The 22,665-nt window shown below is 67.2% G+C and carries 20 protein-coding genes; 1 reads left to right on the top strand and 19 read right to left on the bottom strand.

What is annotated here, in order from left to right:
- Window positions 1–6: 6 nt before the first annotated feature.
- The 4 genes from K309_RS0122545 to clsB all read right to left on the bottom strand — a co-directional run bounded on the left by K309_RS0122545 (window position 7) and on the right by clsB (window position 6,713).
- Window positions 7–2,442, bottom strand: a complete 2,436-nt coding sequence (locus tag K309_RS0122545; protein ID WP_029048534.1) for a 3-hydroxyacyl-CoA dehydrogenase/enoyl-CoA hydratase family protein — start codon at window positions 2,440–2,442, stop codon at window positions 7–9.
- Between the two features lie 128 nt (window positions 2,443–2,570).
- Window positions 2,571–4,358: an acyl-CoA dehydrogenase C-terminal domain-containing protein gene (locus K309_RS0122540; protein ID WP_029048533.1), complete on the bottom strand. Its 1,788-nt coding sequence runs from the start codon at window positions 4,356–4,358 to the stop codon at window positions 2,571–2,573.
- 76 nt (window positions 4,359–4,434) lie between these two features.
- Complete coding sequence (locus tag K309_RS0122535; RefSeq protein ID WP_029048532.1) at window positions 4,435–5,025, bottom strand: TetR/AcrR family transcriptional regulator; 591 nt, start codon at window positions 5,023–5,025, stop codon at window positions 4,435–4,437.
- A 344-nt stretch (window positions 5,026–5,369) separates the two neighbouring features.
- On the bottom strand, window positions 5,370–6,713 hold the full coding sequence (clsB, locus tag K309_RS0122530; protein WP_029048531.1) for a cardiolipin synthase ClsB: 1,344 nt from the start codon (window positions 6,711–6,713) through the stop codon (window positions 5,370–5,372).
- 59 nt (window positions 6,714–6,772) lie between these two features.
- Here clsB and mobB point away from each other — a divergent pair, with 59 nt between their 5' ends.
- Window positions 6,773–7,282 carry a molybdopterin-guanine dinucleotide biosynthesis protein B gene (mobB, locus tag K309_RS0122525; RefSeq protein WP_029048530.1) on the top strand — a complete coding sequence of 170 codons (510 nt, stop codon included), beginning with the start codon at window positions 6,773–6,775 and terminating at the stop codon, window positions 7,280–7,282.
- Between the two features lie 70 nt (window positions 7,283–7,352).
- On the opposite strand, the gene K309_RS0122520 is transcribed toward mobB, so the two are convergent.
- The 15 genes from K309_RS0122520 to K309_RS0122450 all read right to left on the bottom strand — a co-directional run bounded on the left by K309_RS0122520 (window position 7,353) and on the right by K309_RS0122450 (window position 22,599).
- The gene (locus K309_RS0122520; RefSeq protein ID WP_029048529.1) at window positions 7,353–8,135 is read right to left on the bottom strand and encodes an endonuclease/exonuclease/phosphatase family protein; all 783 of its coding nucleotides are present in this window, start codon (window positions 8,133–8,135) and stop codon (window positions 7,353–7,355) included.
- Window positions 8,132–8,614 carry a dihydroneopterin triphosphate diphosphatase gene (gene nudB / locus K309_RS0122515; protein ID WP_029048528.1) on the bottom strand — a complete coding sequence of 161 codons (483 nt, stop codon included), beginning with the start codon at window positions 8,612–8,614 and terminating at the stop codon, window positions 8,132–8,134. The genes K309_RS0122520 and nudB overlap by 4 nt, the downstream gene beginning before the upstream one ends.
- A 90-nt stretch (window positions 8,615–8,704) precedes the next feature.
- Window positions 8,705–9,619: a hypothetical protein gene (locus K309_RS0122510; RefSeq protein WP_029048527.1), complete on the bottom strand. Its 915-nt coding sequence runs from the start codon at window positions 9,617–9,619 to the stop codon at window positions 8,705–8,707.
- A gap of 223 nt (window positions 9,620–9,842) precedes the next feature.
- Window positions 9,843–11,651 (bottom strand): aspartate--tRNA ligase, encoded by a 1,809-nt coding sequence (gene aspS / locus K309_RS0122505; protein ID WP_029048526.1) that lies wholly within the window; start codon window positions 11,649–11,651, stop codon window positions 9,843–9,845.
- Window positions 11,652–11,717: 66 nt separating this feature from the next.
- On the bottom strand, window positions 11,718–12,425 hold the full coding sequence (locus K309_RS0122500; RefSeq protein ID WP_029048525.1) for a DUF502 domain-containing protein: 708 nt from the start codon (window positions 12,423–12,425) through the stop codon (window positions 11,718–11,720).
- Between the two features lie 13 nt (window positions 12,426–12,438).
- Window positions 12,439–12,777, bottom strand: coding sequence for an FmdB family zinc ribbon protein (locus tag K309_RS0122495; RefSeq protein WP_029048524.1), 339 nt, complete (start codon window positions 12,775–12,777; stop codon window positions 12,439–12,441).
- A 192-nt stretch (window positions 12,778–12,969) separates the two neighbouring features.
- On the bottom strand, window positions 12,970–14,406 hold the full coding sequence (locus K309_RS0122490) for a high affinity choline transporter 1 (protein ID WP_029048523.1): 1,437 nt from the start codon (window positions 14,404–14,406) through the stop codon (window positions 12,970–12,972).
- A gap of 290 nt (window positions 14,407–14,696) precedes the next feature.
- Window positions 14,697–15,317: a methyltransferase domain-containing protein gene (locus K309_RS0122485; RefSeq protein ID WP_029048522.1), complete on the bottom strand. Its 621-nt coding sequence runs from the start codon at window positions 15,315–15,317 to the stop codon at window positions 14,697–14,699.
- 48 nt (window positions 15,318–15,365) lie between these two features.
- The gene (gene ubiB, locus K309_RS0122480) at window positions 15,366–16,940 is read right to left on the bottom strand and encodes a ubiquinone biosynthesis regulatory protein kinase UbiB (protein WP_029048521.1); all 1,575 of its coding nucleotides are present in this window, start codon (window positions 16,938–16,940) and stop codon (window positions 15,366–15,368) included.
- 76 nt (window positions 16,941–17,016) lie between these two features.
- Window positions 17,017–17,697 carry a ubiquinone biosynthesis accessory factor UbiJ gene (locus K309_RS0122475; RefSeq protein ID WP_029048520.1) on the bottom strand — a complete coding sequence of 227 codons (681 nt, stop codon included), beginning with the start codon at window positions 17,695–17,697 and terminating at the stop codon, window positions 17,017–17,019.
- 141 nt (window positions 17,698–17,838) lie between these two features.
- Window positions 17,839–18,822, bottom strand: coding sequence for a Tim44 domain-containing protein (locus K309_RS0122470; protein ID WP_029048519.1), 984 nt, complete (start codon window positions 18,820–18,822; stop codon window positions 17,839–17,841).
- 61 nt (window positions 18,823–18,883) lie between these two features.
- The gene (gene ubiE, locus K309_RS0122465; RefSeq protein WP_029048518.1) at window positions 18,884–19,615 is read right to left on the bottom strand and encodes a bifunctional demethylmenaquinone methyltransferase/2-methoxy-6-polyprenyl-1,4-benzoquinol methylase UbiE; all 732 of its coding nucleotides are present in this window, start codon (window positions 19,613–19,615) and stop codon (window positions 18,884–18,886) included.
- 30 nt (window positions 19,616–19,645) lie between these two features.
- A complete protein-coding gene (locus K309_RS0122460) occupies window positions 19,646–20,071 on the bottom strand; it encodes a gamma-butyrobetaine hydroxylase family protein (RefSeq protein WP_029048517.1) in 426 nt (141 codons plus the stop codon).
- Between the two features lie 92 nt (window positions 20,072–20,163).
- Window positions 20,164–22,029, bottom strand: coding sequence for an ABC transporter ATP-binding protein/permease (locus K309_RS0122455; protein ID WP_029048516.1), 1,866 nt, complete (start codon window positions 22,027–22,029; stop codon window positions 20,164–20,166).
- A gap of 132 nt (window positions 22,030–22,161) precedes the next feature.
- Window positions 22,162–22,599 (bottom strand): HIT family protein, encoded by a 438-nt coding sequence (locus tag K309_RS0122450; protein ID WP_029048515.1) that lies wholly within the window; start codon window positions 22,597–22,599, stop codon window positions 22,162–22,164.
- Between the last annotated feature and the right edge of the window lie 66 nt (window positions 22,600–22,665).

Genomic DNA, 22,665 nt, shown 5'->3' with positions numbered 1-22,665 from the left:
GCCCTGTTAGTTACGCACCGGCTTGCCGGTCTGCAGCATGCCCATGATGCGCTCCTGCGTCTTGCCGGTTCCCAGCAGGTCGACGAAGGCCTTGCGCTCCAGCGTCAGCAGCCAGTCTTCGCTGACCAGCGAGCCGGCCTCGACGTCGCCGCCGCACACGACTTCGGCGATGCGGGCGGCAATCAGGAAGTCGTGCGCGGAGATAAAGCCACCGTCGCGCATATTGACCAGCGATGCCTTGATAGTGGCGATGCCCGAGCGGCCAGCCACCGGGATCAGCGCCGGCAGCGGCGCACGGTAGCCGGCGTCGGCCAGCGCGCGCACTTCGTTCTGCGCCACGTGCAGCAGCTCATGCACGTTGAAGACGATCTTGTCGGACGGCTGCAGGTAGCCCATCTGGCGCGCTTCCAGCGCCGATGCGGATACCTTGGCCATCGCCGCGCTCTGGAAGCGGCTGGTCAGGAATTGCAGGTAGTTGGTGCTGCCTCCCGCCTGCGCGGCGCGTGCGGCGGCCAGCGCGGCTTCCTTCAACCCGCCGCCGGCCGGGACCAGGCCCACGCCGACTTCCACCAGGCCGACATACGTTTCGAGCGCAGCCACGCGTGCAGCCGAATGCAGCATCAGTTCGCAGCCCCCGCCCAGCGCGATGCCGGACGCCGCCGACACCACCGGCACCGACGCATACTTCACGCGCATCATGCCGTCCTGGAACTTCTTCACGAATGGCTCGATGCCCTTGGCCCCGCCCATCATGAAGGCCGGCATCGCCGCTTCCAGGTTCGCGCCCGCGGAGAACGGGCCGCCCGGCGCGCCGAGTTGCAGGGAGGTCGGCTGCCACACCACCAGGCCCTTGTACTGCGCTTCGGCGAGGTCGATGGCACGGGTCAAGCCGTCGATCACGTCCGGCCCGATGGTATTCATCTTGCTCTTGAACGAAACCACCAGCACGTCGTCCTGGCCTTCGCTCACCCAGATGCGCACGGCATCGTTTTCCTCGACGGTGCGGCCGGCCTTGCGCGGGTCGACCGCTGCGCTGCCCTGGAGCGCGGCACGGAACACCTGGCGCCGGTACACCGGCAGCGTGCTGCGCGCGACGAACGACTGCGTCGCAGGCGACCACGAACCTTCGGGGGCATGCACGCCCTGGCGCTCGGCGACGGGGCCGTCAAAGACCCATGCCGGCAGCGGCGCAGCCGACAGTGCCTTGCCCGCGACCACGTCTTCCTTCACCCACTCGGCCACCTGCTTCCAGCCGGCCGACTGCCAGTCCTCGAACGGGCCCGAGTTCCAGCCGAAGCCCCAGCGGATCGCCAGGTCGATATCGGCGGCGGAACCTGCGATCTGCTCCAGGTACACGGCGATGTAGTGGAACACGTCGCGGAACACCGCCCACAGGAACTGGGCCTGCGGGTTGGTCGACTCGCGCAGCAGCCTGATGCGCTCGGCCGGCTCCTTCTTCAGCATGCGCACCACGATCTCGTCGGCCTTCTTGCCTGCATCGACGTACTGGCCGGCCTTGGCATCCAGCACCTTGATGGCCTTGCCTTCCTTCTTGTAGAAGCCGGCGCCGGTCTTCTGGCCCAGCGCGCCCGCGTCGACCAGGCCCTTGAGCACGGCCGGGGTCTTGTACACCGGCGCGAACGGGTCGTCGTGCAGGTTGTCCTGCATGGTCTTGATCACGTGCGCCATGGTGTCCAGGCCGACCACGTCCGCGGTGCGGAAGGTGGCGGACTTGGCGCGGCCCAGCTTGGAGCCGGTCAGGTCGTCGACCACGTCGAACGGGATGCCGAATTTCTCGGCCTCGGCGAACACCGCCAGGATCGAGAAGATGCCAACGCGGTTGGCGATGAAGTTGGGCGTATCCTTGGCGCGCACCACGCCCTTGCCGAGCGTGGTGGTCAGGAAGGCTTCCAGCTTGTCGAGGATGTCCGGCTGCGTGGTCGCGGTCGGGATCAGTTCGACCAGGTGCATGTAGCGCGGCGGGTTGAAGAAGTGGACGCCGCAGAAGCGCGACTTCAGGCTGTCCGCATTTTCCCCGCCTAACCCGTCCGACAGCGCGGTGATCGACAGGCCCGAGGTGTTGGTGGCGAAGATCGCGTGCGAGGCCAGGTGCGGCGCGACCTTCTTGTACAGGTCGTGCTTCCAGTCCATGCGCTCGGCGATCGCCTCGATCACCAGGTCGCATTCCTTGAGCAGGGCGATATCGTCTTCGTAATTGGCGGCCTGGATTAGCCCGGCCTCGTCCTTGAGGCCCAGCGGCGCGGGCGACAGCTTCTTCAGGTTCTCGATGGCGCGCAGCGCGATGCCGTTCTTCGGGCCTTCTTTTGCAGGCAGGTCGAACAGCACCACGGGCACGCGCGCGTTGATCAGATGGGCGGCGATCTGCGCGCCCATGACGCCGGCACCCAGCACGGCGACTTTCTTGACGATGAAATTGGACATGCGCGCTCCTAGGTCAGTGAGCGTTGAGGTGAGAGTTTTTGCAGGCGCTTCCGTTGGCGGTAGGTTTGCTCCCCTCCCCCTCTGGGAGAGGGGAGCAAACCGGCGGCATGGAAAGCCGCCTTGCCGAATCAGAACAAATCCGCGTCCAGCGCCATCAGCGAAGCCGAACCAGCCCGCGCCTTGCGGATTTCCGCCGCGGTTTCCGGCAGCAGCTTGGCAAAGTAGAAGCGCGCCGTGGCCAGCTTGGCGGTGTAGAACTTATCGCCGCTGGCTTCCTTCTCCAGCGCGATCTTGGCCATGCGGGCCCAGAAGTACGAGAACACCAGATGGCCCACCACGCGCAGGTACGGCACCGCGGCGGCGCCTACCTCATCCGCATTGCCCATGGCCTTCATGCCGATTTCCATGGTCAGCTTCTGCACCTTGTCGCCCAGGTCGGCCAGCGGGTTGACGAACTCCTGCATGGCCTCGTTGGTGCCCTCTTCTTCCACGAAGTCTTGCACGATCTTGCCGAAGGCCTTCATCTTGGCGCCCATGTCGCCCAGGATCTTGCGGCCCAGCAGGTCCAGCGACTGGATCGTGTTGGTGCCTTCGTAGATCATGTTGATGCGGGCGTCGCGCACGTATTGCTCCATGCCCCATTCGGAGATGTAGCCGTGGCCGCCGAACACCTGCATGCCTTCGTTGGTCGAGGTGAAGGCGTTGTCGGTCAGGAAGGCCTTGATCACCGGCGTCAGCAGCGCGACCAGGTCGCCGGCCTGCTTGCGCACGGCTTCGTCCGGGTGCGACAGCTCGCGGTCGATCTGCAGCGCGGTCCAGTAGCTGAAGGCGCGGCCGCCTTCGGCGTAGGCGCGCTGGGTCAGCAGCATGCGGCGCACGTCGGGGTGCACGATGATCGGGTCGGCGGCCTTTTCCGGCGCCTTCGGGCCGGTCAGCGCGCGCATCTGCAGGCGGTCCCTCGCGTAGGCGACCGAGTTCTGGTACGCCACCTCGGTCAGGCCCAGGCCCTGCGCGCCCACGCCCAGGCGCGCGGCGTTCATCATCACGAACATGGCGTTCAGGCCCTTGTTGGCCTCGCCCACCAGCCAGCCGCGCGCGCCGTCCAGGTTCATCACGCAGGTGGCGTTGCCGTGGATGCCCATCTTGTGCTCGATCGAGCCGCACTGGATGCCGTTGCGCTCGCCCGGGTTGCCGCTGGCATCGGGGATGAACTTCGGCACCACGAACAGCGAGATGCCCTTGGTGCCTTGCGGCGCGTCCGGCAGGCGCGCCAGCACCAGGTGGATGATGTTCTCGGCGAGGTCGTGCTCGCCGGCGGAGATGAAGATCTTGGTGCCGGTGATCAGGTAGGAGCCGTCGGCCTGCGGTTCGGCTTTGGTGCGCAGGATGCCCAGGTCGGTGCCGCAGTGCGGCTCGGTCAGGCACATGGTGCCGGTCCAGACGCCGGACACCAGCTTGGGCAGGTAGGCCTGCTGCAGCTCGGGCGTGCCGTGCGCATGCAGCGCCTCATACGCTCCGTGCGACAGGCCCGGGTACATGGTCCACGCCTGGTTCGCCGAGTTGAGCATCTCGTAGACCACGTTGTTGACCACGATCGGCAGGCCCTGGCCGCCGAAGGCCGGGTCGCACGCCAGCGCCGGCCAGCCGGCCTCGACGTACTGCTGGTAGGCTTCCTTGAAGCCGGTGGGAGCCTTGACCACGCCGTCGCCGACATAGGTGCAGCCCTCGCGGTCGCCCACCTGGTTGAGCGGGAACACCACGTCCGAGCAGAACTTGCCGGCTTCCTCGATGACCTGGTTGATGGTGTCCGCGTCGATGTCCGCGTGCGGCGGCATCGCCTTGAGTTCGGCTTCGGCGCCGAGCAGTTCATGGAGCACGAACTGCATGTCGCGCAACGGTGCGGTGTACTGGCCCATCAGAGACTCCTTGGAGTTATACGATGCCGCCACGCCGCCCGCCTCGCTTCACGCGATCCGGTCCGACCCGACGGCCTCAGGTGCGGTAAGACTGAATCAGTTTGTTGAGCGCGACCATGGCAAGCTCGGCACTGTCAGGCAGGCGCAGGAAACGGGCGTCATGATGCAAGCCTAGTTCAAGGCTGTACATCTCGAACAGCATCAGGCGCGGATCGCAATCCGCACGCAGGTGCCCCTCCTCCTTGGCCTGGTTGATGGCGCGTTTCAGCGCTGCCCGCCAGATGGTGACGCTCTTGACCAGCTCGTCACGCACCAGGCTGCCGGTGCGGTCGTCATACTCCACGGCGCCGCTGATGTAGATGCACCCAGTCGTCACTTCCTGGATGCGCTTCTCCATCCAGCGCCGCACCATCGACCACAGCCGGGGCAAACCGCGCGGCTCCTGCAAGGAGGGGTAGAACACCTCCTGCTCGAACCGGCGGTGATACTCCCGCACCACCTCCACCTGCAGGTCCTCGCGCGAACCGAAGTGCGCAAAGACACCGCTCTTGCTCATCTGCATGCGTTCCGCGAGCAGGCCGATGGTCAGACCTTCAAGCCCGTCGCGGGACGACAGCTCCAGTGCGGCATCCAGAATCGCCACGCGCGTCATCTCCCCCTTGCGCATGGGCGCGGGGGAAGCGGCGGCGGATTCGAGACGGGCTGACTGGTGTCGCATGTTATTTCTCCGTTCTGCAAAGGCCCTGCTGCGGCCTGTGCGTATGACCCTGACGTTGCATTTGTTTGCGGGCAGCCGGCGAATTTGCCGCTGCATACCGCGAATGCACGCAGTCTAAGCCAAAAAAGAACGGTCGTTCAGATTATTCTGGTGCAGCAGTCGACCTTCAAGCTTTTAATTAGACCCGTGTTTCTAAACGGGCCGCAATGCAGCATGCCCGTCACGCCAGGCGGCGCAAAGGCGTGCAAGCCGCGCGTTGCCGCATGGCAGCAAACGCACAGTGGGGAACCGTTTCAGTAGCGCCCCGCGACGCCGGCGATGATCACGCCGAGCCGCAGCAGCATGTAAGCGGTCCAGTTCGCCAACCGGTGCAGCGGCGAGCGCCGTGCATGGACTTCAGGCATGACGCGCACGCTGCGGTGCGCAATGGCGCGTTCCAGCGCGGTGCGCAGTTCCGCGGCAAAGGCAGCATCATAAACGGCCACGTTGGCTTCGCGCGCCAGCAGCAGGCTGAACGGGTCCATATTGCTCGAGCCCACGGTGGCCCACGCTTCGTCGACCACGCCGACCTTGGCGTGCAGGAAGCTCTCTGCGTACTCGTAGATCTCGACGCCCGCCTCCAGCAAAGAGGCATAGAGCGCGTGCGTGGCATAGTGCTGCAGCCGGTATTCGACCATACCCTGCAGCAGCAGCCGCACGCGCACGCCGCGCTGGCGGCAGGCCAGCAGCGCACGCCGCATCTTGTGGCCGGGCAGGAAATAGGCGTTGGCCAGGATCACCTCCTGGCGCGCGGCGCCGAGCGCGCGCAGGTACTCGCGCTCGATGGTGCGGCGATTGCGCAGGTTGTCGCGCAGCAGCAGCGCGGCGCGCACGCCGCCGGTGGGCTCGGCACGCGGTGGCAGGTCGGTCAGCAGCGGGTAGTCCGCCACCGCGGCGGCGCGGCCGCTGCCGTGCGTGTCGCGCAGCGCCAGGCGCCACCAGAGCCGTTCGGCGGTCAGCGCGATGCGGTCCACCAGCGGCCCGCTGACCTGCACCGCGAAGTCGTAGCGCGGTCCCAGGCTGGCGCCTTCGAACGGGCCGTGGTTGAGGTCGTCGATGATGTTGATGCCGCCGACGAAGGCCACCTGGCCGTCGATCACCGCCAGCTTGCGGTGCAGCCGGCGCAGGTGGCGCCGGGCCAGCCGGAAGCCGCGCAGCTTGCGGTAGACGCGCAGCTGCACGCCGCCCGCGCCCAGGCGTTCGGCCATTGCGGCGGGCATGTCGCCGGCGCCGAAGCCGTCGACGGTGACGCGCACCGAGACGCCTCGCGCGGCGGCGCGGATCAGCGCGTCGCTGACGGCGCGGCCGATATCGTCGTCGGCATAGATGTAGGTTTCCAGGACCACCTGGAACACGGCCTGGTCGATCGCGGCGATCAGCGCGGGAAAGAAGTCCTGTCCGCCGTGCAGCAGGCGCACAGTGTTGCCGGCGGTCGGCTTGCCTCGGCGCCAGTTCCAGCGCAGCATGCGATGGCGTTGCCCCTCGGCAGTGTTTTCGGCAGTGCCAGCGGCGGTCGTATCCGGCCGCTCGGAGTGGGATATCCGTGACATGCCGAGATTATCGGACAGAATGCTGCCTGCAAGGCGCCGCCTGCACATGCGCGCGGATCTCTGCTATCGTCGTCGCCATCATCGACGCGCCCCCCACGGAACCGATCGTGAAGGTATTCGGCATCACCGGCTCGTCCGGCAGCGGCAAGACCACGCTGCTCGACCAGCTGATCCCCCGTTTCGTCGCCGCCGGCCTGCGCGTGGCCGGCGTCAAGCACACCCACCACGGCTTCGATCCCGACACGCCGGGCAAGGACTCCTGGCGCATGCGCGAGGCCGGCTGCGCCAACGTCGTACTCGTCGGCGCGCGCCACCTGACGCTGATGCGGCATTACCCCGAGGCAGTGCCATCACCCGAGCTGGACGACGCGCTGGCGGTGCTGCCGGCCGACACCGACCTGGTGCTGGTGGAGGGCTACAAGCGCAGCGATTTTCCCAAGCTGGAAGTGTTCCGGCCCGGACTGGGGCGTACGCCGCTGTGGGACGAGGTACCCGGCGTGATCGCGGTAGCGAGCGACGACGTGGCCGCCGCCGCGGCGATGACGTCGTTGCCGGTGCTGGACCTGAACGACGCCGACTCCGTCTTTGCCTTTATCCGCGACTATTCGAGCCGCTGACTGGGGGATGTGCTCTCCCCCGTCGCCTTGCGAAAGTACGGGAGAAAGCAGAGCGCCATGCAGGGCGGTTTCAGGCAGCCTTGTCCCGCTGCTCCGCCGCTTCCACCGCCTCCGCTAGCGGACGCCCCAGCTCCGCCACCAGCGGCACATGGTCCGACCGCTGCGCCCAATCCCGCCCGGTCAGCGCGTGCGCACGCTCGATCTCGAAGCCGCGCACGTAGATGCGGTCAAGCTGCCACCACGGCATATGGCTTGGGAACGTATGCAGCCGCGCGCCGCGCGCGTGCGACGCCTCGACCGCATGCAGCGTATTGCAGATCTGCGCGTCGAGCCGGTGGTTCCAGTCGTTGAAGTCGCCGGCGATCACCAGCGGCACCCCCTCGGGCACCACATTGCGCACGCGCTCGACCAGCGCCTCGGCCTGGCGGGCGCGGCTGCGGGCGAACAGGCCGAAATGCACGCAGATCAGGTGGGTCTCGATGCCGTGGATGTCCGCCACCGCGTGCAGCAGCCCACGCTGCTCGAAACGGTGGTCGGAAATGTCGAGGTTCTCGGACATCAGGATCGGATGGCGCGACAGGATCGCGTTGCCGTGATGGCCGTAGTCATAGACCGCGTTGCGCCCGTAGACCGAATGCGGGTACGCATCGGTCGCCAGGTAGTTGAGCTGGGTATGGTCGGGATCGAACAGCGCCGCCGCCACCAGGCGGTCGTTGCGGTCCTGCACTTCCTGCAGGAAGACGATGTCCGCATCCATCGCATGCAGGCCGGCCCGCACGTTCTGGATGCGCGGGCGCCGCGACAGGCCGGTCACCCCCTTGTGGATGTTGTAAGTGACCACGCGCAGTTTCATGGCTGCGCTCCGCATAGTGCCTGCTTCCCGGCCGCCGCGGTGGCGCGCCAGGCCAGTTGCCGGATGGCCTCGGCGTTGCTGCTGGAAAAGCACTGCGCGGCGGCCTGTTCCCACGGCAGCCACTTGTATTGCAGGTGCTCGCGTGGCGCCAGCGTCACCGGCAGCGCTTCATGCACGCGCAGGCCGAACCAGTGCTCGGTATTGCGCGTGACGCCTTCGGCATAGCGGTGCCGCCATTGCGGGTAGATCTCGTACTGGATCGAATGGCCCCAGTCGGCCAGCAGATGCTCGCCGGCGATGATGCCGGTTTCCTCCGCCACCTCGCGCGCGGCGGTCAGTGCCAGGGGTTCGTCCAGGGTATCGAGGCTGCCGGTCACGGACTGCCAGAATCCTGGGCGATCGGCGCGTTCCAGCAGCAAGACTTGAAGATCTGGCGTGTAGATCACGACCAGCACGGATTCCGGAATCTTGTAGGGCATGGGACTGGGCGAAAGGACAAACCCAAGGATAGCGCAGCCGCGCGCGCTTGCCACGCGAAAGCGCAGTTCCCCAGGACCGATGGCCCTGCCTCAGGCCGCGTTGCGCGCGGGGGCGTGGGGCGCCAGGTATGGCTCGGTGCCCTGCCCGGTGACTTTATGCTGCCAGGTATCGAACACCTGCGGCGAATCGCCATGGCCCCAGGCGGCACGCAGCTGTTCCATCAGCGGCGCCAGTGACTCGCGATAGCGCCGGGCGGCAGCATGGGCGCGCTCGGCCAGTACGTCGGCGCTCAGCCTCGCCTGGGCCTGCAGGTGTACGCGCTCCTGCGCGATTTCCTTCTCACGCTGGCCGAGCGCGTTGTACTTCTGGATCAGGAAGCGCTGGTAATCGCCGCCATCGACGCCCTGGGCGGCCTGCGCATTGACCTGCTCAAAGCGCAGCACGATGCTGCCGGTTTCCTGCTCGATATGCGCGGCCTCGGCGTCCAGCGCCTGCAGCGCTTCCTGATGGCGCTGGGCATCGCGGCGCAGCGCCTGCACCTGCGCGGCCTCGTCCTCGAACACGCGCTGGGCCGCCAGGTAGGCCTGCACCGCCGGCTGCGGCGCGACCACCAGCAGCGGGTCGGCGCCGCCGGCACGCTGGCCGTCCAGCAGCGCGTCGTCGGCCAGGCGCAGGTTGCCCAGCTCATCGAGCCAGCGCCCGCGCGTCATGACCGCGCCGACGGTGTCCAGCGCCAGCCGCCGCAGCGCTTCGGCACGCTGCATCTCGACCGGCTCGGCCAGCGGCTGCGGCGACGCCGCCTGCACGGCGTGGGCGATATCGGGCACGCACGCGGCCACGGTGGTCGCCACCGCTTCGGACATGGTCGCCGCAGCGCGGCGCTGGGCGCGGCGCAACTCGAAGCGGGCCAGCAGCAGCATGACCAGCCCCGCCACCAGCCAGGTCACGATGGTTTCCTGGTGGGCCAGCAGGAACTGGCGGATCAGTTCGGTATCCAGGTTCAGGTTCACGAATTTCCTCCCGAGCGCCGGAAGCCTTCATCGCGGAGGCCCCTCGGCAAATTACGTGTCAAAGAAAGGAGACACGGCCGCCGCGGGCTTCGTTCCTACCAGTAACAAATCGAAACCAAAGCGCTGCCAGCAGCACGACCGCACCGCCCGGTATTGCGCAGAAAGCAAAAAAGCCGCGCATCGGCGCGGCTTTCCTTACCCAGGTGCTTGAAGCAGCTCAGGCGTTCGGCTTCGGCTCGGCAGCGCGCAGGCGGATATGCAGCTCGCGCAGCTGCTTCTCGTCGACCGAGCTCGGGGCCTGGGTCAGCAGGTCCTGGGCGCGCTGGGTCTTGGGGAAGGCGATCACGTCGCGGATCGAGTCGGCACCGGCCATCATCGTCACGATACGATCCAGGCCGAAGGCCAGGCCGCCGTGCGGGGGCGCGCCGTACTGCAGCGCGTCCAGCAGGTAGCCGAACTTGGCGCGGGCTTCATCGTCGTTGATGTTGAGTGCGCGGAACACCTTGCTCTGGATGTCGGAGCGGAAGATACGGACCGAGCCGCCGCCCATTTCCCAGCCGTTCAGCACCATGTCGTAGGCCTTGGCCAGGCACTTGCCCGGGTCGGTCTCCAGGTATTCCAGGTGCTCGTCCTTGGGGCTGGTGAACGGGTGGTGCATGGCGACCCAGCGGGCGTCGTCCTCGTCGTACTCGAACATCGGGAAATCCACCACCCACAGCGGCTTCCAGGCGTCCTCGAACAGGCCGTTGGCCTTGCCGAAGTCAGAGTGGCCGATCTTCAGGCGCAGCGCGCCGATCGAGTCGTTGACCACCTTGGCCTTGTCGGCGCCGAAGAAAATGATGTCGCCGTCCTGGGCGCCGGTGCGCTTCAGGATCTCGGCAATGGCAGCGTCGTGCAGGTTCTTGACGATCGGCGATTGCAGGCCGTCGCGGCCCTTGGCCACTTCGTTGACCTTGATCCAGGCCAGGCCCTTGGCGCCGTAGATGCCGACGAACTGGGTGTAGGCGTCGATCTCGCCACGCGAGATGGCACCGCCGCCCGGCACGCGCAGGCCGACCACGCGGCCGTTGTCGCTGTTGGCCGGACCCGAGAACACCTTGAAGTCGACGTCCTTCATCACTTCCGTCAGCTCGGTGAATTCCAGCTTGACGCGCAGGTCAGGCTTGTCAGAGCCGAAGCGGGCCATGGCTTCGCGGAACTCCATCACCGTGAACTTGGCGTCCAGGTCGACATCGATCGCGTTCTTGAACACCGTGCGCATCATGTCCTCGAACAGGTCGCGAATCTCCTGCTCGGTCAGGAACGAGGTCTCGCAGTCGATCTGCGTGAACTCGGGCTGGCGGTCGGCGCGCAGGTCTTCGTCGCGGAAGCACTTGGTGATCTGGTAGTAGCGGTCGAAGCCCGAGACCATCAGCATCTGCTTGAAGATCTGCGGCGACTGCGGCAGCGCGAAGAAGTGGCCGGGGTTCACGCGCGACGGCACCAGGTAGTCGCGTGCGCCTTCGGGCGTGCTCTTGCCCAGCATCGGGGTCTCGATGTCGATGAAGCCCTGGGCGTCCAGGTACTTGCGCACTTCCATCGCCACCTTGTAGCGCAGGCGCAGGTTGTACTGCATCTGCGGGCGGCGCAGGTCGAGCACCCGGTGCGTCAGGCGCGTGGTTTCGGACAGGTTGTCGTCATCGAGCTGGAACGGGGGCGTGACCGACGGGTTCAGCACGGTCAGCTCGTGGCACAGCACTTCGATCTTGCCCGAGGTCAGGTTGGCGTTCTCGGTGCCGGCCGGGCGCGGACGCACCTTGCCGGTGACGCGGATGCAGAACTCATTGCGGATCTCTTCCGCGGCCTTGAACATCTCGGGGCGGTCCGGGTCGCACACCACCTGCACCAGGCCTTCGCGGTCGCGCAGGTCGATGAAGATCACGCCGCCATGGTCGCGGCGGCGCTGGACCCAGCCGGTCAGGGCCACTTCCTGGCCCGAGAGTTGTTCGGTCACCAGACCGCAGTAGTGAGTACGCATGGAGGACATAAGGAGATTCCCGGTAAATCGCTGCCGCCCGCAGCAGATCGGGCGGCTCGTATCTGTTTGAATGGCTTAAGGATCGGTCGTCTCGACCGCTTCGCCGCTGCTGGCGCGGCTGGCCGGCGGCCGCTGCGGCACTGGCCCGCTGTCGCTCTTGCGGGGCAGTTCGGCCGGCGCAACCACGCCCATCGAGACGATGTACTTGAGCGCGGCGTCGACGGTCATGTCGAGTTCGATGGTGTCGGCCTTGGGCATCATCAGGAAGAAGCCCGAAGTCGGGTTCGGCGTGGTCGGCACGTAGACGCTGACGTACTCGCCCTGCAGGTGGTTCTGCACGTCGCCGCCGGGGCGGCCGGTCAGGAAGGCGATGGTCCACGAGCCCTCGCGCGGATACTGCACCAGCAGCGCCTTGCGGAAAGCATTGCCCGACGAGGACAGCAGCGTGTCCGACACCTGCTTGACGCTGGTGTAGATCGGGCCGACCACGGGGATATGGCCCAGCAACGCTTCCCACCAGCGCACCAGGCGCTGGCCGATGAAGTTATGCGCCAGCAGGCCGACCAGCAGGATGAACAGCAGCGTCAGGATGGCGCCGAGGCCGGTGACGCGCTTGCCGAACATGAGCCGGTCCGGGCGCCAGGCCTCGGGCAGCAGCGCCAGGCTCTGGTCCATCGTGCCGATGATCAGGCTGAGCACCCACAGCGTGATGCCCAGCGGCACCAGCACCAGCAGACCGGTCAGGAACCAGGTCTTGAGGGCGGAAGTCTTCTTGGCGACCACGTGGCGATCCGGATCAGTGGCAGGCGCAGGCGCTGCCGCAACCGCCGGCGGCAGGCGCGGCGGTGGTGGCGCTGGCCGAAGCGGATTCGGCCGCGGCGGCCGGGGCGCTGGCCGCAGCCGCGCCGGCCGCCGCACCGCCACCAGCCGGCGCGCTGGTGCCGCCGCTGCCGCCGCGGAAGTCGGTCACGTACCAGCCCGAGCCCTTGAACTGGAAGCCGGCCGCGGTCAGCTGCTTCTTGAACGAACCGGCGGTGCCGCACGACGGGCAGTCCGTCAGCGGGGCATCGCTCATTTTTTGCAGCACATCGCGCCCGTGGCCGCAGGCGTCGCAACGGTAGGCATAGATCGGCATGGTGTCTTTTCGCGAGAAAACTACGGAAATCGGTACAAGGCGGGCATCGCCGCCGTGCCGGGGAGCGCGGAAACCCGCGCAGGCCGACCCGCTTGGCGATGCAAAGCCTTGAATTATAAACCGTTCTGTGGCTGGCTGATGGCCGGAAATGGAGGCCTATCGGGCCCTGCCTGGGGTGGCGGTCCCGCCGGGTCAGGCGATATGCACTTCCTTGACCGGCGCGTGATCCGCGATCCACTGCGGCAGCAGCGAACCGACCACCATGCCGCTGATCGAGAACAGCAGGCCGATCATCTGCGGCGGCACCACCGCATCGGCGAAGGCCACCTCGCAGGTCAGCCACGAGCTCAGGCCCAGCAGGATCGCGGCCAGGCCGCCCTGACGGGTGGCGTGCTTCCAGAACATGCCGAAGGCCAGCGGCACGAAGGACGACACCAGCGTGACCTTGTAGGCATTTTCGACCATATGGAAGATCGACAGGTGCGAGTTCAGCGCGAACAGCGTCACCAGCGTGGTGAACACCAGCACCACGGTCTGCATCACGCGCAGGAACTGTCTGTCGTCGAGATGGTGGAAGTAAGGGCGCAGGATGTTTTCGGCAAAGGTCACCGACGGCGCCAGCAGCGTCGCCGAGGCGCAGCTCTTGATCGCCGACAGCAGCGCACCGAAGAACATCACCTGGGCGAACATCGGGGCGTGCTGCAGGATCAGGTGCGGCAGGATCAGCTGCGAATCGGTGTCGATGTACTTGGCCACCATGCCCGGATCGATCAGCGTGGCCGAATAAGCCAGGAACATCGGGATGAAGGCGAAGCAGAAATACAGCACGCCGCCCAGCACCGAAGCGCTCCCGGCGATCCGCTCGGTGCGCGACGAGGTCACCCGCTGGAACACGTCCTGCTGCGGGATCGAGCCCAGCATCATGGTAAACAGCGCCGCGGCAAACCCGATGATCTGCACGAAATCCAGCGACGGCAGGAATTCGAACTTGCCCGCCGCGGCCGCGTGCGACACCACCGCCGTGACGCCGCCGGCCTGGCCGCTGACCTCATAGCCGATATACATCATGCCGATCACGATGATGATCATCTGGATGAAGTCGGTGATCGCCACCGACCACATGCCGCCGAACAGCGTATAGACCAGCACGCTGGCAGCGCCGATCATCATGCCGGCCTCCTGCGACAGCGCGCCGTCCGACACGGTATAGAACACCAGCCCCAGCGCCTTGATCTGCGCCGCGACCCAGCCCAGGTACGAGACCACGATACACAGCGTGGTCAGCACCTCGGCCAGCCGGCCATAGCGGTTGTGGTAGTAATCGCCGATGGTCAGCAGGTTCATCCGGTACAGCGGCCGGGCGAAGAACAGGCCCACCAGGATCAGGCACAGCGACGAGCCGAACGGATCGGACACCACTCCCGACAGCCCTTCCTTGAGGAACACGGCCGGGATACCGAGCACGGTCTCGGAACCGAACCAGGTGGCAAAAACGGTGGCGGTGACGATATGGAACGGCAGGCTGCGCCCGGCGACGGCGAAATCAGTGGTGTTGCGCACGCGCAGCGCCGCCCACAGGCCGATGCCGACCGAGATTACCCAGTAGATGATGACGAACCAGATCAGCATGCCGCTGCCCTATGCAGAAAGTGCCCTTGTGGCGAAAAACCGAATGCCGGGCGGCTTGCGTGATACGTCAGGTGCGCACCTGCCCGGAGTCCAATTCATCGGTCGGGGCCGCGTGTGGAGCTTCTTGGCGAGTTCCCAGGTCGGGAGCGCGCGGCAGGGCCTGCGGTCGTAGCCGAATCAAAACGCGGATTATAGCGACGCAGACCAGCGCGGGCGAAAAAAATTCCCGGGTGGGGCAAAAGCGCCACGCGGGTGCATCCGGGGGCGCCGCAACGGCTGGAAGCGTGCGCTCAGCGGCCCAGCCGTCGCCACACCTGCCAGCGCTCCTGCCCCTGGAACACCGGTAGCGGCGCGGCCGAGGGGCGGTCTTCGATGCGCTCGAAGGCTGGCCCAAGCATGGCATCGAGCTCGGCGTCTGGCATCGCGAACGGCGGTCCGCCGCGGTTCTCGCCCAGGTAGAAGTAACCGGCCAGCAGGCCGCCCGGCGGCAGCAGCTCGGCCACGCGGGCGCCATAGGCCGCCCGCATCGCCGGCGGCAGCGCGCACAGGAAGGCGCGCTCGTAGACCAGCTGGCACTGCGGCTGGGGCGTAAAGGTAAAGAAATCGGCCTGCTGCACCACTACCCCGGCCGGGCCCAGCGCGCGCTTGGCCGACGTCACCGCCTGGGCCGAAAAATCGATCGCCGTCACCGGCCAGCCCTGCTCGAACAGCCAGGCTGCCTCCCAGCCGTTGCCACAGCCCGGCACCAGCGTCGGGCAAGGCGCGCGGCCGGCGATGAACTGGCTGAACTCGTCCGGCACGCCGCCCGCGTCCCAGGGCGTGTAATCCTGCGCGAAGCGCTCGTCCCAGAACGAGGGGTCGGCGGCGTTGCGCGTGCTGAACGCCGGAGCGGGCTTGGGCACGTCGGCCATGGGGTCTGTCTCCTCGCTTGCTTGCTTACTTATATAGCGGGTCGCTTGTCAGTAGCCGCCCCACGCCAGCACGTGCGTCAGCACGATGCCGGCGATAAAGCCGCCGGCCAGCAGCAGCGCCGTGCCCAGCAGCCGGTTGGTGCGGCGCTGCTCGGCCACCAGCTGCGCCAGCAGCTTGTCCTGCCCGCCGTTGCCGGCCAGCGCGCGCCGCTCCAGGAACTGGTGCGCCAGCCGCGGGAAGTCCGGCAGCATCTTGGCCCACTGCGGCGCTTCGACCTTGACCCGCTCCCAGGCGCCCTTCCAGCCGACCTGCTCGTACATCCAGCGCTCCAGGAACGGCTTGGCGGTCTTCCAGAGGTCCAGGTCCGGATCGAGCTGGCGGCCCAGCCCTTCGATATTGAGCAGCGTCTTCTGCAGCAGCACCAGCTGCGGCTGGATCTCGACATTGAAGCGGCGCGAGGTCTGGAACAGGCGCATCAGCACCATGCCCAGCGAGATTTCCTTCAGCGGCTTGTCGAAGTACGGCTCGCAGCACGCGCGCACCGCACTTTCCAGCTCTTCCACGCGGGTCTCGGGCGGCACCCAGCCGGATTCCACGTGCAGCAGCGCCACGCGGTGGTAGTCGCGCCGGAAGAAGGCGATAAAGTTCTGCGCCAGATAATTCTTGTCGAACTCCGACAGCGCGCCGACGATGCCGAAGTCCAGCGCGATATAGCGGCCGAAGGACTCCGGCTGCACCGACACCAGGATGTTGCCCGGGTGCATGTCGGCATGGAAGAAGCCATCGCGGAACACCTGGGTGAAGAAGATCTCGACGCCCTCCTCCGCCAACTGGTGCATGTCCACGCCCGCGGCCTTCAGCGATTCGGTGCGCGAGATCGGGATGCCGTGCATGCGCTCCATCACGAACACCGAGCTGCTGCACCAGTCCCAGAACACCTCGGGCACCAGCAGCAGGCTGGTGTCGGCAAAGTTGCGGCGCAGCTGGCTGGCGTTGGCCGCCTCGATCATCAGGTCGAGTTCGTCGTGCAGGTATTTGTCAAACTCGGCCACCACCTCGCGCGGCTTCAGGCGCTTGCCGTCGGCCCAGAAGCGCTCCATCCAGGTGGCCATGTCGCGCATCAGCGCCAGGTCGCTGTCGATCACCGGCAGCATGCCCGGGCGCAGCACCTTCACCGCGACCTCGCGGCCGTGGTTGGGGCCGCCCTTGAGCGTGGCGAAGTGGACCTGCGCGATCGAGGCGCTGGCCACCGGCTGGTGCTCGAAGGTCTCGAACAGCTGGGCAATCGGCCGCCCCAGCGAGCGCTCGATGATCCTGACCGCCACCGCCGAGTCGAACGGCGGCACCTGGTCCTGCAGCTTCGCCAGCTCGTCGGCGATGTCGGGCGGCATCAGGTCGCGCCGCGTCGACAGGACCTGGCCGAACTTGACGAAGATCGGTCCCAGCGCCGTCAGTGCCAGCCGCAGGCGCTCGCCGCGCGGCATGTCGAGCTTGCGCCCGATGGTGATGACGCGCACCAGGAAACGGATCTTGCGGTTGCTGAAGCCGGACAGCACCAGCTCGTCCAGGCCGTAGTAAAGGATGACGAAGAGGATCTTGCCAAGGCGCAGGAGGCGGGTCATTCGGGAGTCTTTTCGGGGCCGGGGCAGGCAGTCAGGGTAGCGGTTGGCATGGGGTGGACGCGGGCGGGGCCCGGACTCAGCGGTGCGGCGACGGCAGCTGGCCGGGCGCGGCGGCGCTGGCGGCCGCGTTGACGCGCTCGAGCTTTTCCAGCCGCTTCTCCAGCCGGGCGAGGCTGTCGCGCAGTTGGCCCACGTCGGCGCCGAAGGCGTCCAGCGCCGCGTGGCGCACCAGCGTCGGCTGCTCGTCCAGCAGGTAATCGGTGAAGTTGTCGACCAGCGCACGGCCGATGCGCGTAGCCTGTTCGTGGACCTGGCGCGCGCCGCCGACCACGCGCTGCGCCACGCTGTCGCTGAGCGGCCCGCCCAGGATGCCGCGCAGCGCGAGGGACAGGTCTTCCTCGGCATCCCAGCGCAGGTTGCGCGCCAGCGCCGAGACGGTGTTGGCCAGCTCGGCATCGCCCTCGATGCGCACATGGCGCATGGCCGCGGCCTGGCCGCCTTCGGCGACATCGGCGGCAACCAGGGGCCACTGCTGCAGCGGCACGCGCAGCGTCACCGCGGGATCCTCCGCTTCCGGCGCCTGCTCGGTGCCGCCGTGTGCGGTCACCTTCAGCGACAGGACGAAGGCGGCGGCATCGAAACGGATCACGCGCCCGGCAAATGGCGCGAGCTGGTTACGGGCCCATGGCTCCTGCTCGAGCAGGTGGTTCAGAGCCGAGATCGCGGGAGTGGCCAGGGCGGAAGGCAGAGTGTTCATGGCAGCGCGGGTTGGCTGGCGGTGAGGCATCCGGCGAGGTTGCACGCCGGGCGCCCAAAAACAAAAAAGGCCCACGTTTTCACGTGGGCCTCCATTCTAAGCTACTCCCCCGGGCGCATCACTCGCCACGGAGGCGCGGCATCACGACTCCTGCTGGATGCCGGCGAGCAGCCAGCCGCCGGTGCCGGTCGCCGGCTTGGCCAGGTTCCAGACCTCGGCGAACGGCTGCGCCGCCTCGCCGGCCTTCTCTCGGATCATGCCGGAGAAGCGAACGCTGGCGATATGCTGGGCCGGCGTCGACTCGATGCCGAGCAACTGGCCTTCCAGCGTGACCACGTCGGTCTTGTTGACCTCGGCGCCGCGCTCGGACAGGTCCATCTTGATCTCGGCGAACATTTCCGGCGTGGTGAATTCGCGGATGTCGTCGAGGTTGCCGGCGTCCCAGGCTGCCTGCAGGCGCACAAAGTGGACCTTGGCGTTGCGCAGGAAGTTTTCGGTATCGAAATCGGCCGGCACGCCCCAGGGCTGCTGGGCCACGGCACCCGCCGCGACCGGCGCGGCTGCGGCGCCCTGCATCATCGGGGTGGCTGCCGGCGTGCTCTCCGGCGTGCTCAGCGGCTGGCGCAGCATCGGCTCGGCGCTGCGGCCCATGCCGCCGGCATTGCCGGCACCTGCCGCGCCTGCATACGCCGGCTGCTGGCTGCGCTGGCTGCCACCGCGGAACTTGCGGATCAGCCACATCACCGCGAAGGCGACGATCGCGATCAGGATCAGGTTGGACAGGAAGCTCAGCGCCGCGCCGCCCAGGCCCAAGTGCGACAGCAGCCAGCCGATACCCAGGCCGGCGGCGATGCCGCCCAGGATGCCGCCCCAGTTACGCTTGGGCGCCGCGGCCGCTGCCGCGCCGGCAGCCCCGGCCGTGGCCGGTGCCGCCTGCTGTGCAGGTTGCTGCGCTTGCTGCGTGGGCGAGGTGGGCTGCGTCTGCTGGCGCTGCGTCACCGATTCAGACTGCTTGCCAATGCTGCGCGAGCCGCCCATGCGCTTGGCCTCGGCGTCGAACGCCATCCCGAAGGCTAGCGCCGTGACCAGCGACCCCACCAGGAATTTTCCACGAATTGACGACATATGCTGTTATCCCCTGTCAGATTCACCCATATTTGGGCGAGCATGGCAATTTCAAGTATTCTTAATACTTCCGCCCGACGTGGAGCGCCACCACTCCGGCCGTCAGATTGAAGTATTCGACATTCTCCAGGCCCGCATGTTCCATTAAGCGTACAAGTGAAACCTGGTCTGGATGCATTCTGATCGATTCCGCGAGATAGCGATAGCTGGGAGCGTCCCCTGCCACGCGCTCGCCCAGCCAGGGCAGTACCTTGAAAGAATAGACGTCGTACGCCTTCTCCAGGGGTTTCCACACCTTGGAGAACTCCAGCACCATGACCTTGCCGCCCGGCTTGACCACGCGGCGCATCTCGGCCAGCGCGGCCTCCTTGTGCGTCATGTTGCGCAGGCCGAAGGCCACCGTGACCAGGTCGAAGTAGTTGTCGGGGAACGGGATCTTCTCGGCGTCGCACAGCGCCACCGGCGTGATGATGCCCTTGTTCAGCAGCCGGTCGCGCCCGACGCGCAGCATCGACTCGTTGATGTCGGTCAGCCAGACCTGGCCGGTCGGGCCGGCCTGCTTCGCGAACGCCTTGGCCAGGTCGCCGGTGCCACCGGCGATATCCAGCACCTTGTGGCCGGGCCGCACATTGGCCTGGGCGATGGTAAACATCTTCCACAGCCGGTGCATGCCGCCCGACATCAGGTCGTTCATGACGTCATACTTGCTCGCCACCGAATGGAACACGCCGGCGACCTTGCCGGCTTTTTCCGTTTCGTCGACTTTCTCAAACCCGAAGTGGGTTTCACTCATTTCTCAGACTCCAGGGTGGTCGGGGGCGGCTCAATGGTGGTGGCCGCAACCGTGGCCGCCGGCCGCGCCGGCGCCAGGCATGGGGGTATCGCGATCGACGCCGGCTGCTTCCAGCCGCTTCAGGTAGTCCTGCCACAGCGCGTCCTGCTGGTCGCCCAGCCGGTACAGCAATTCCCACGAATAGATGCCGGTGTCGTGGCCGTCGGTGAAGCGGATCTGGATGGCGTAGTTGCCCACCGGCTCGACGGCACCGATGCCGACGTCGCGCTTGCCGGTCTGCAGGATTTCCTGCCCGGGGCCATGGCCCTGCACTTCCGCAGATGGCGAATACACGCGCAGCAGCTCGAACGGCAGGCGGAAGCTGCGGCCATTGTCGAAGCCGACCTCCAGCACGCGTGATTGCGTATGGACGGTCAGTGCGGTGGGATGGGGAGTGTCTTTTTCCAGGCCAGCCATGATGATCGCGGCCCCGTCACGGGCGCTCTGTAGGGGGAAATCCGGCGCGGCGGCATGAGCGAGCGGCGCCCCAGGCGCCGCCTCGCGCCGCATCACGCTTCGCTTACGACCCGATAGCTTACCCCAGGCTCGCCGGCTTGCGCAGCCCGCGCGGCCTCCCCATCCTGCGGCACATAGCGCAGGCGCCGGCCATGGAAGGCCGCCACCGTGCTGCGGTGCGCAATACTGACGATGGCTGCGTCCGGCAGCGACTCGACGATCAATCGGTACATCGCGCCTTCGGTGTCCTCGTCGAGCGCGCTGGTGGCCTCGTCCAGGAACAGATAGTCGGGCTTCTGCAGCAGCGCGCGCGCGAACGCCAGCCGCTGCTGCTCGCCCGGAGACAGCCGCAGCGACCAGTTGTCGAACACGTCGAGCTGGTCCGTCAACGCGGCCAGCCGCGCCTGGCGCAGCGCCGCCTGCAGGGATTCCGAGCTGTGCTCGGTGCCGGCATCCGGGTAAGCCAGCGCGTCGGCAAGGGTGCCGATCGGCAGGTAGCTGCGCTGCGGCAGGAACAGCATGCGCTTGCCCGCGGGCATGGTCACGGTGCCGCTGCCATACGGCCAGATCCCGGCGAGCGCGCGGAACAGCACGCTCTTGCCACAGCCGGACGGGCCGCTGACGAGCCAGCGCTCTCCCGGCGCGACCGACAGCGAAAACGGCGCCACCAGCGGGCGCTGGCCGACGGCGCTGCCGCGCGCGGCGCGTACCGGCAGCGCCAGCGCGAGGCCGTCGATCACGATGCCTTGCTCCGCCTTGCCGGTATGCTCGACCTCGACGTCGCGCGTGCCGCCGGGGGCCAGGTCCTGGCGTTCGGCCACGCGGATGGCCTCCTGGAAATCGATCAGTCGGTTGGCCGCGGCCTTCCAGCCCACCAGCGTGGCATAGCTGTCGACGAACCACGACAGCGCCCCCTGCACCTGCCCGAACGCGGAGCTGGTCTGCATCAGCCCGCCCAGCGTCATCTTGCCGGCGAAGTAACGCGGCGCCGCCACCAGGATCGGGAAGATGATGGCGAACTGCGCATAGCCGGAACTGACGAAGGTCAGCCGCCGCGTATAGCGCATCAGCTGGTTCCAGTTGGCGCGGATGCGGTCGAAGCGCGCGCGCAGGCCGGCCTGCTCGGTCGGCTCGCCGCGGTACAGCGCCACCGGCTCGCTGTTCTCGCGCAGGCGCACCAGCGTGAAACGGAAATCCGCTTCGTACTGTTCCTGCTGGAAGTTCAGCCCGATCAGCGGGCGCCCTACCAGATGCGCCACCAGCGAGCCGATCACCGCATAGCCGGCCGCGAACCAGACCATGTAGCCGGGGATGGTCCATTCCCTGCCGCCCAGCGCAAAGCTGATCGGCCCCGACACCGCCCACAGGATGCCGACGAAGGACAGCAGCGTCACCACCGAGTTGAGCAGCCCCAGCGACAGCGACAGCGCGCCGTCGGTGAACAGGCGCAGGTCGTCGGCAATCCGCTGGTCGGGGTTGTCGGTGGCGCGGGTCTGTTCGATGCGGTAGTAGGCCTGGTGCCCAAGCCAGTGGCCCATGAAGCGGCCCGTCATCCAGGTACGCCAGCGCATCTGCAGCATCATGGTGTAGTACTGGCGCGAGATCGCCGCCACGATGAAGAATGCCGCTATCCACGAGAAGCGCAGCAGCAGCACCTTGAACGAGGCGTAGTCGCGCTGCTCCAGCGCGTTGTAGAACACGCGGTTCCACTCGTTGAGCAGCACGTTGATATAGACGATGCCCAGGTTGAGCACGACCACCAGCGCGAGCAGGCCGAGGCCGGCGATGCGGTCGTCGGATTTCCAGTAGGGCTTGATCAGCGCCCAGGTCGCGGCCATGCGCAGCCGGCTCTGGATCTTGAGGGCCTTGGCGGGAACGGCCGGGCCCGGTACGGTGACGGAAGTGGGGGTCGAGGACATAGCGGCAGCTTTCTGGCCCGCCAGCGGGATGCGTGGCCGGGCTTGTTGTTCTCGTGCCGCGGCGCGCGGGCGCGACCGCGGCGGCAACAGCATTCAGACGGTTACGGGCCGGCGCGGGTTCCGCGCCCCCCTTCAGGCGTCGTCAGCTTCGATCAGCGAAAGTGCCGTGCGCAGCGCCGGCAGCCGGCCGGCCAGCTCCTGCATACGCACGCTGTCCGCCGCGCGCTGCGGCGCCGCCCAGATTGCCTCGGGGAAATGCGTGTCCCAGCGGTAGCGCGGGATGATGTGCCAGTGCAGGTGCGGCACCATGTTGCCGAACGCCGCCAGGTTGACCTTGTCGGGCGCCATCACCTCGCGCACCACGCGCTCCACGCGCGCCACCAGCCGCATCAGCCAGGCCTGGTCGGCCTCGTCCAGGTCGGTCAGCTCGGCCACGTGGTCGTTCCAGACGATGCGGCAGAAACCGGGAAAGCGGTCATGCTCGACCAGGATCAGGCGGGCGCGGTCGCCCATCCAGATGAGTTCGCCGCCGTCGGTTTCGCAAAGGGGGCAGTTGGGACTCTTGATCATGCGGCGCGCTACCTTTCACGCTGAGTGTTGTCTCCCCTCTCCCGCCTGCGGGAGAGGGGTTGGGGG

This window comes from Cupriavidus phytohabitans (assembly GCF_000426345.1).
Classification (GTDB): Bacteria; Pseudomonadota; Gammaproteobacteria; order Burkholderiales; family Burkholderiaceae; genus Cupriavidus.
This window is presented reverse-complemented; position numbering and strand designations above follow the sequence as displayed.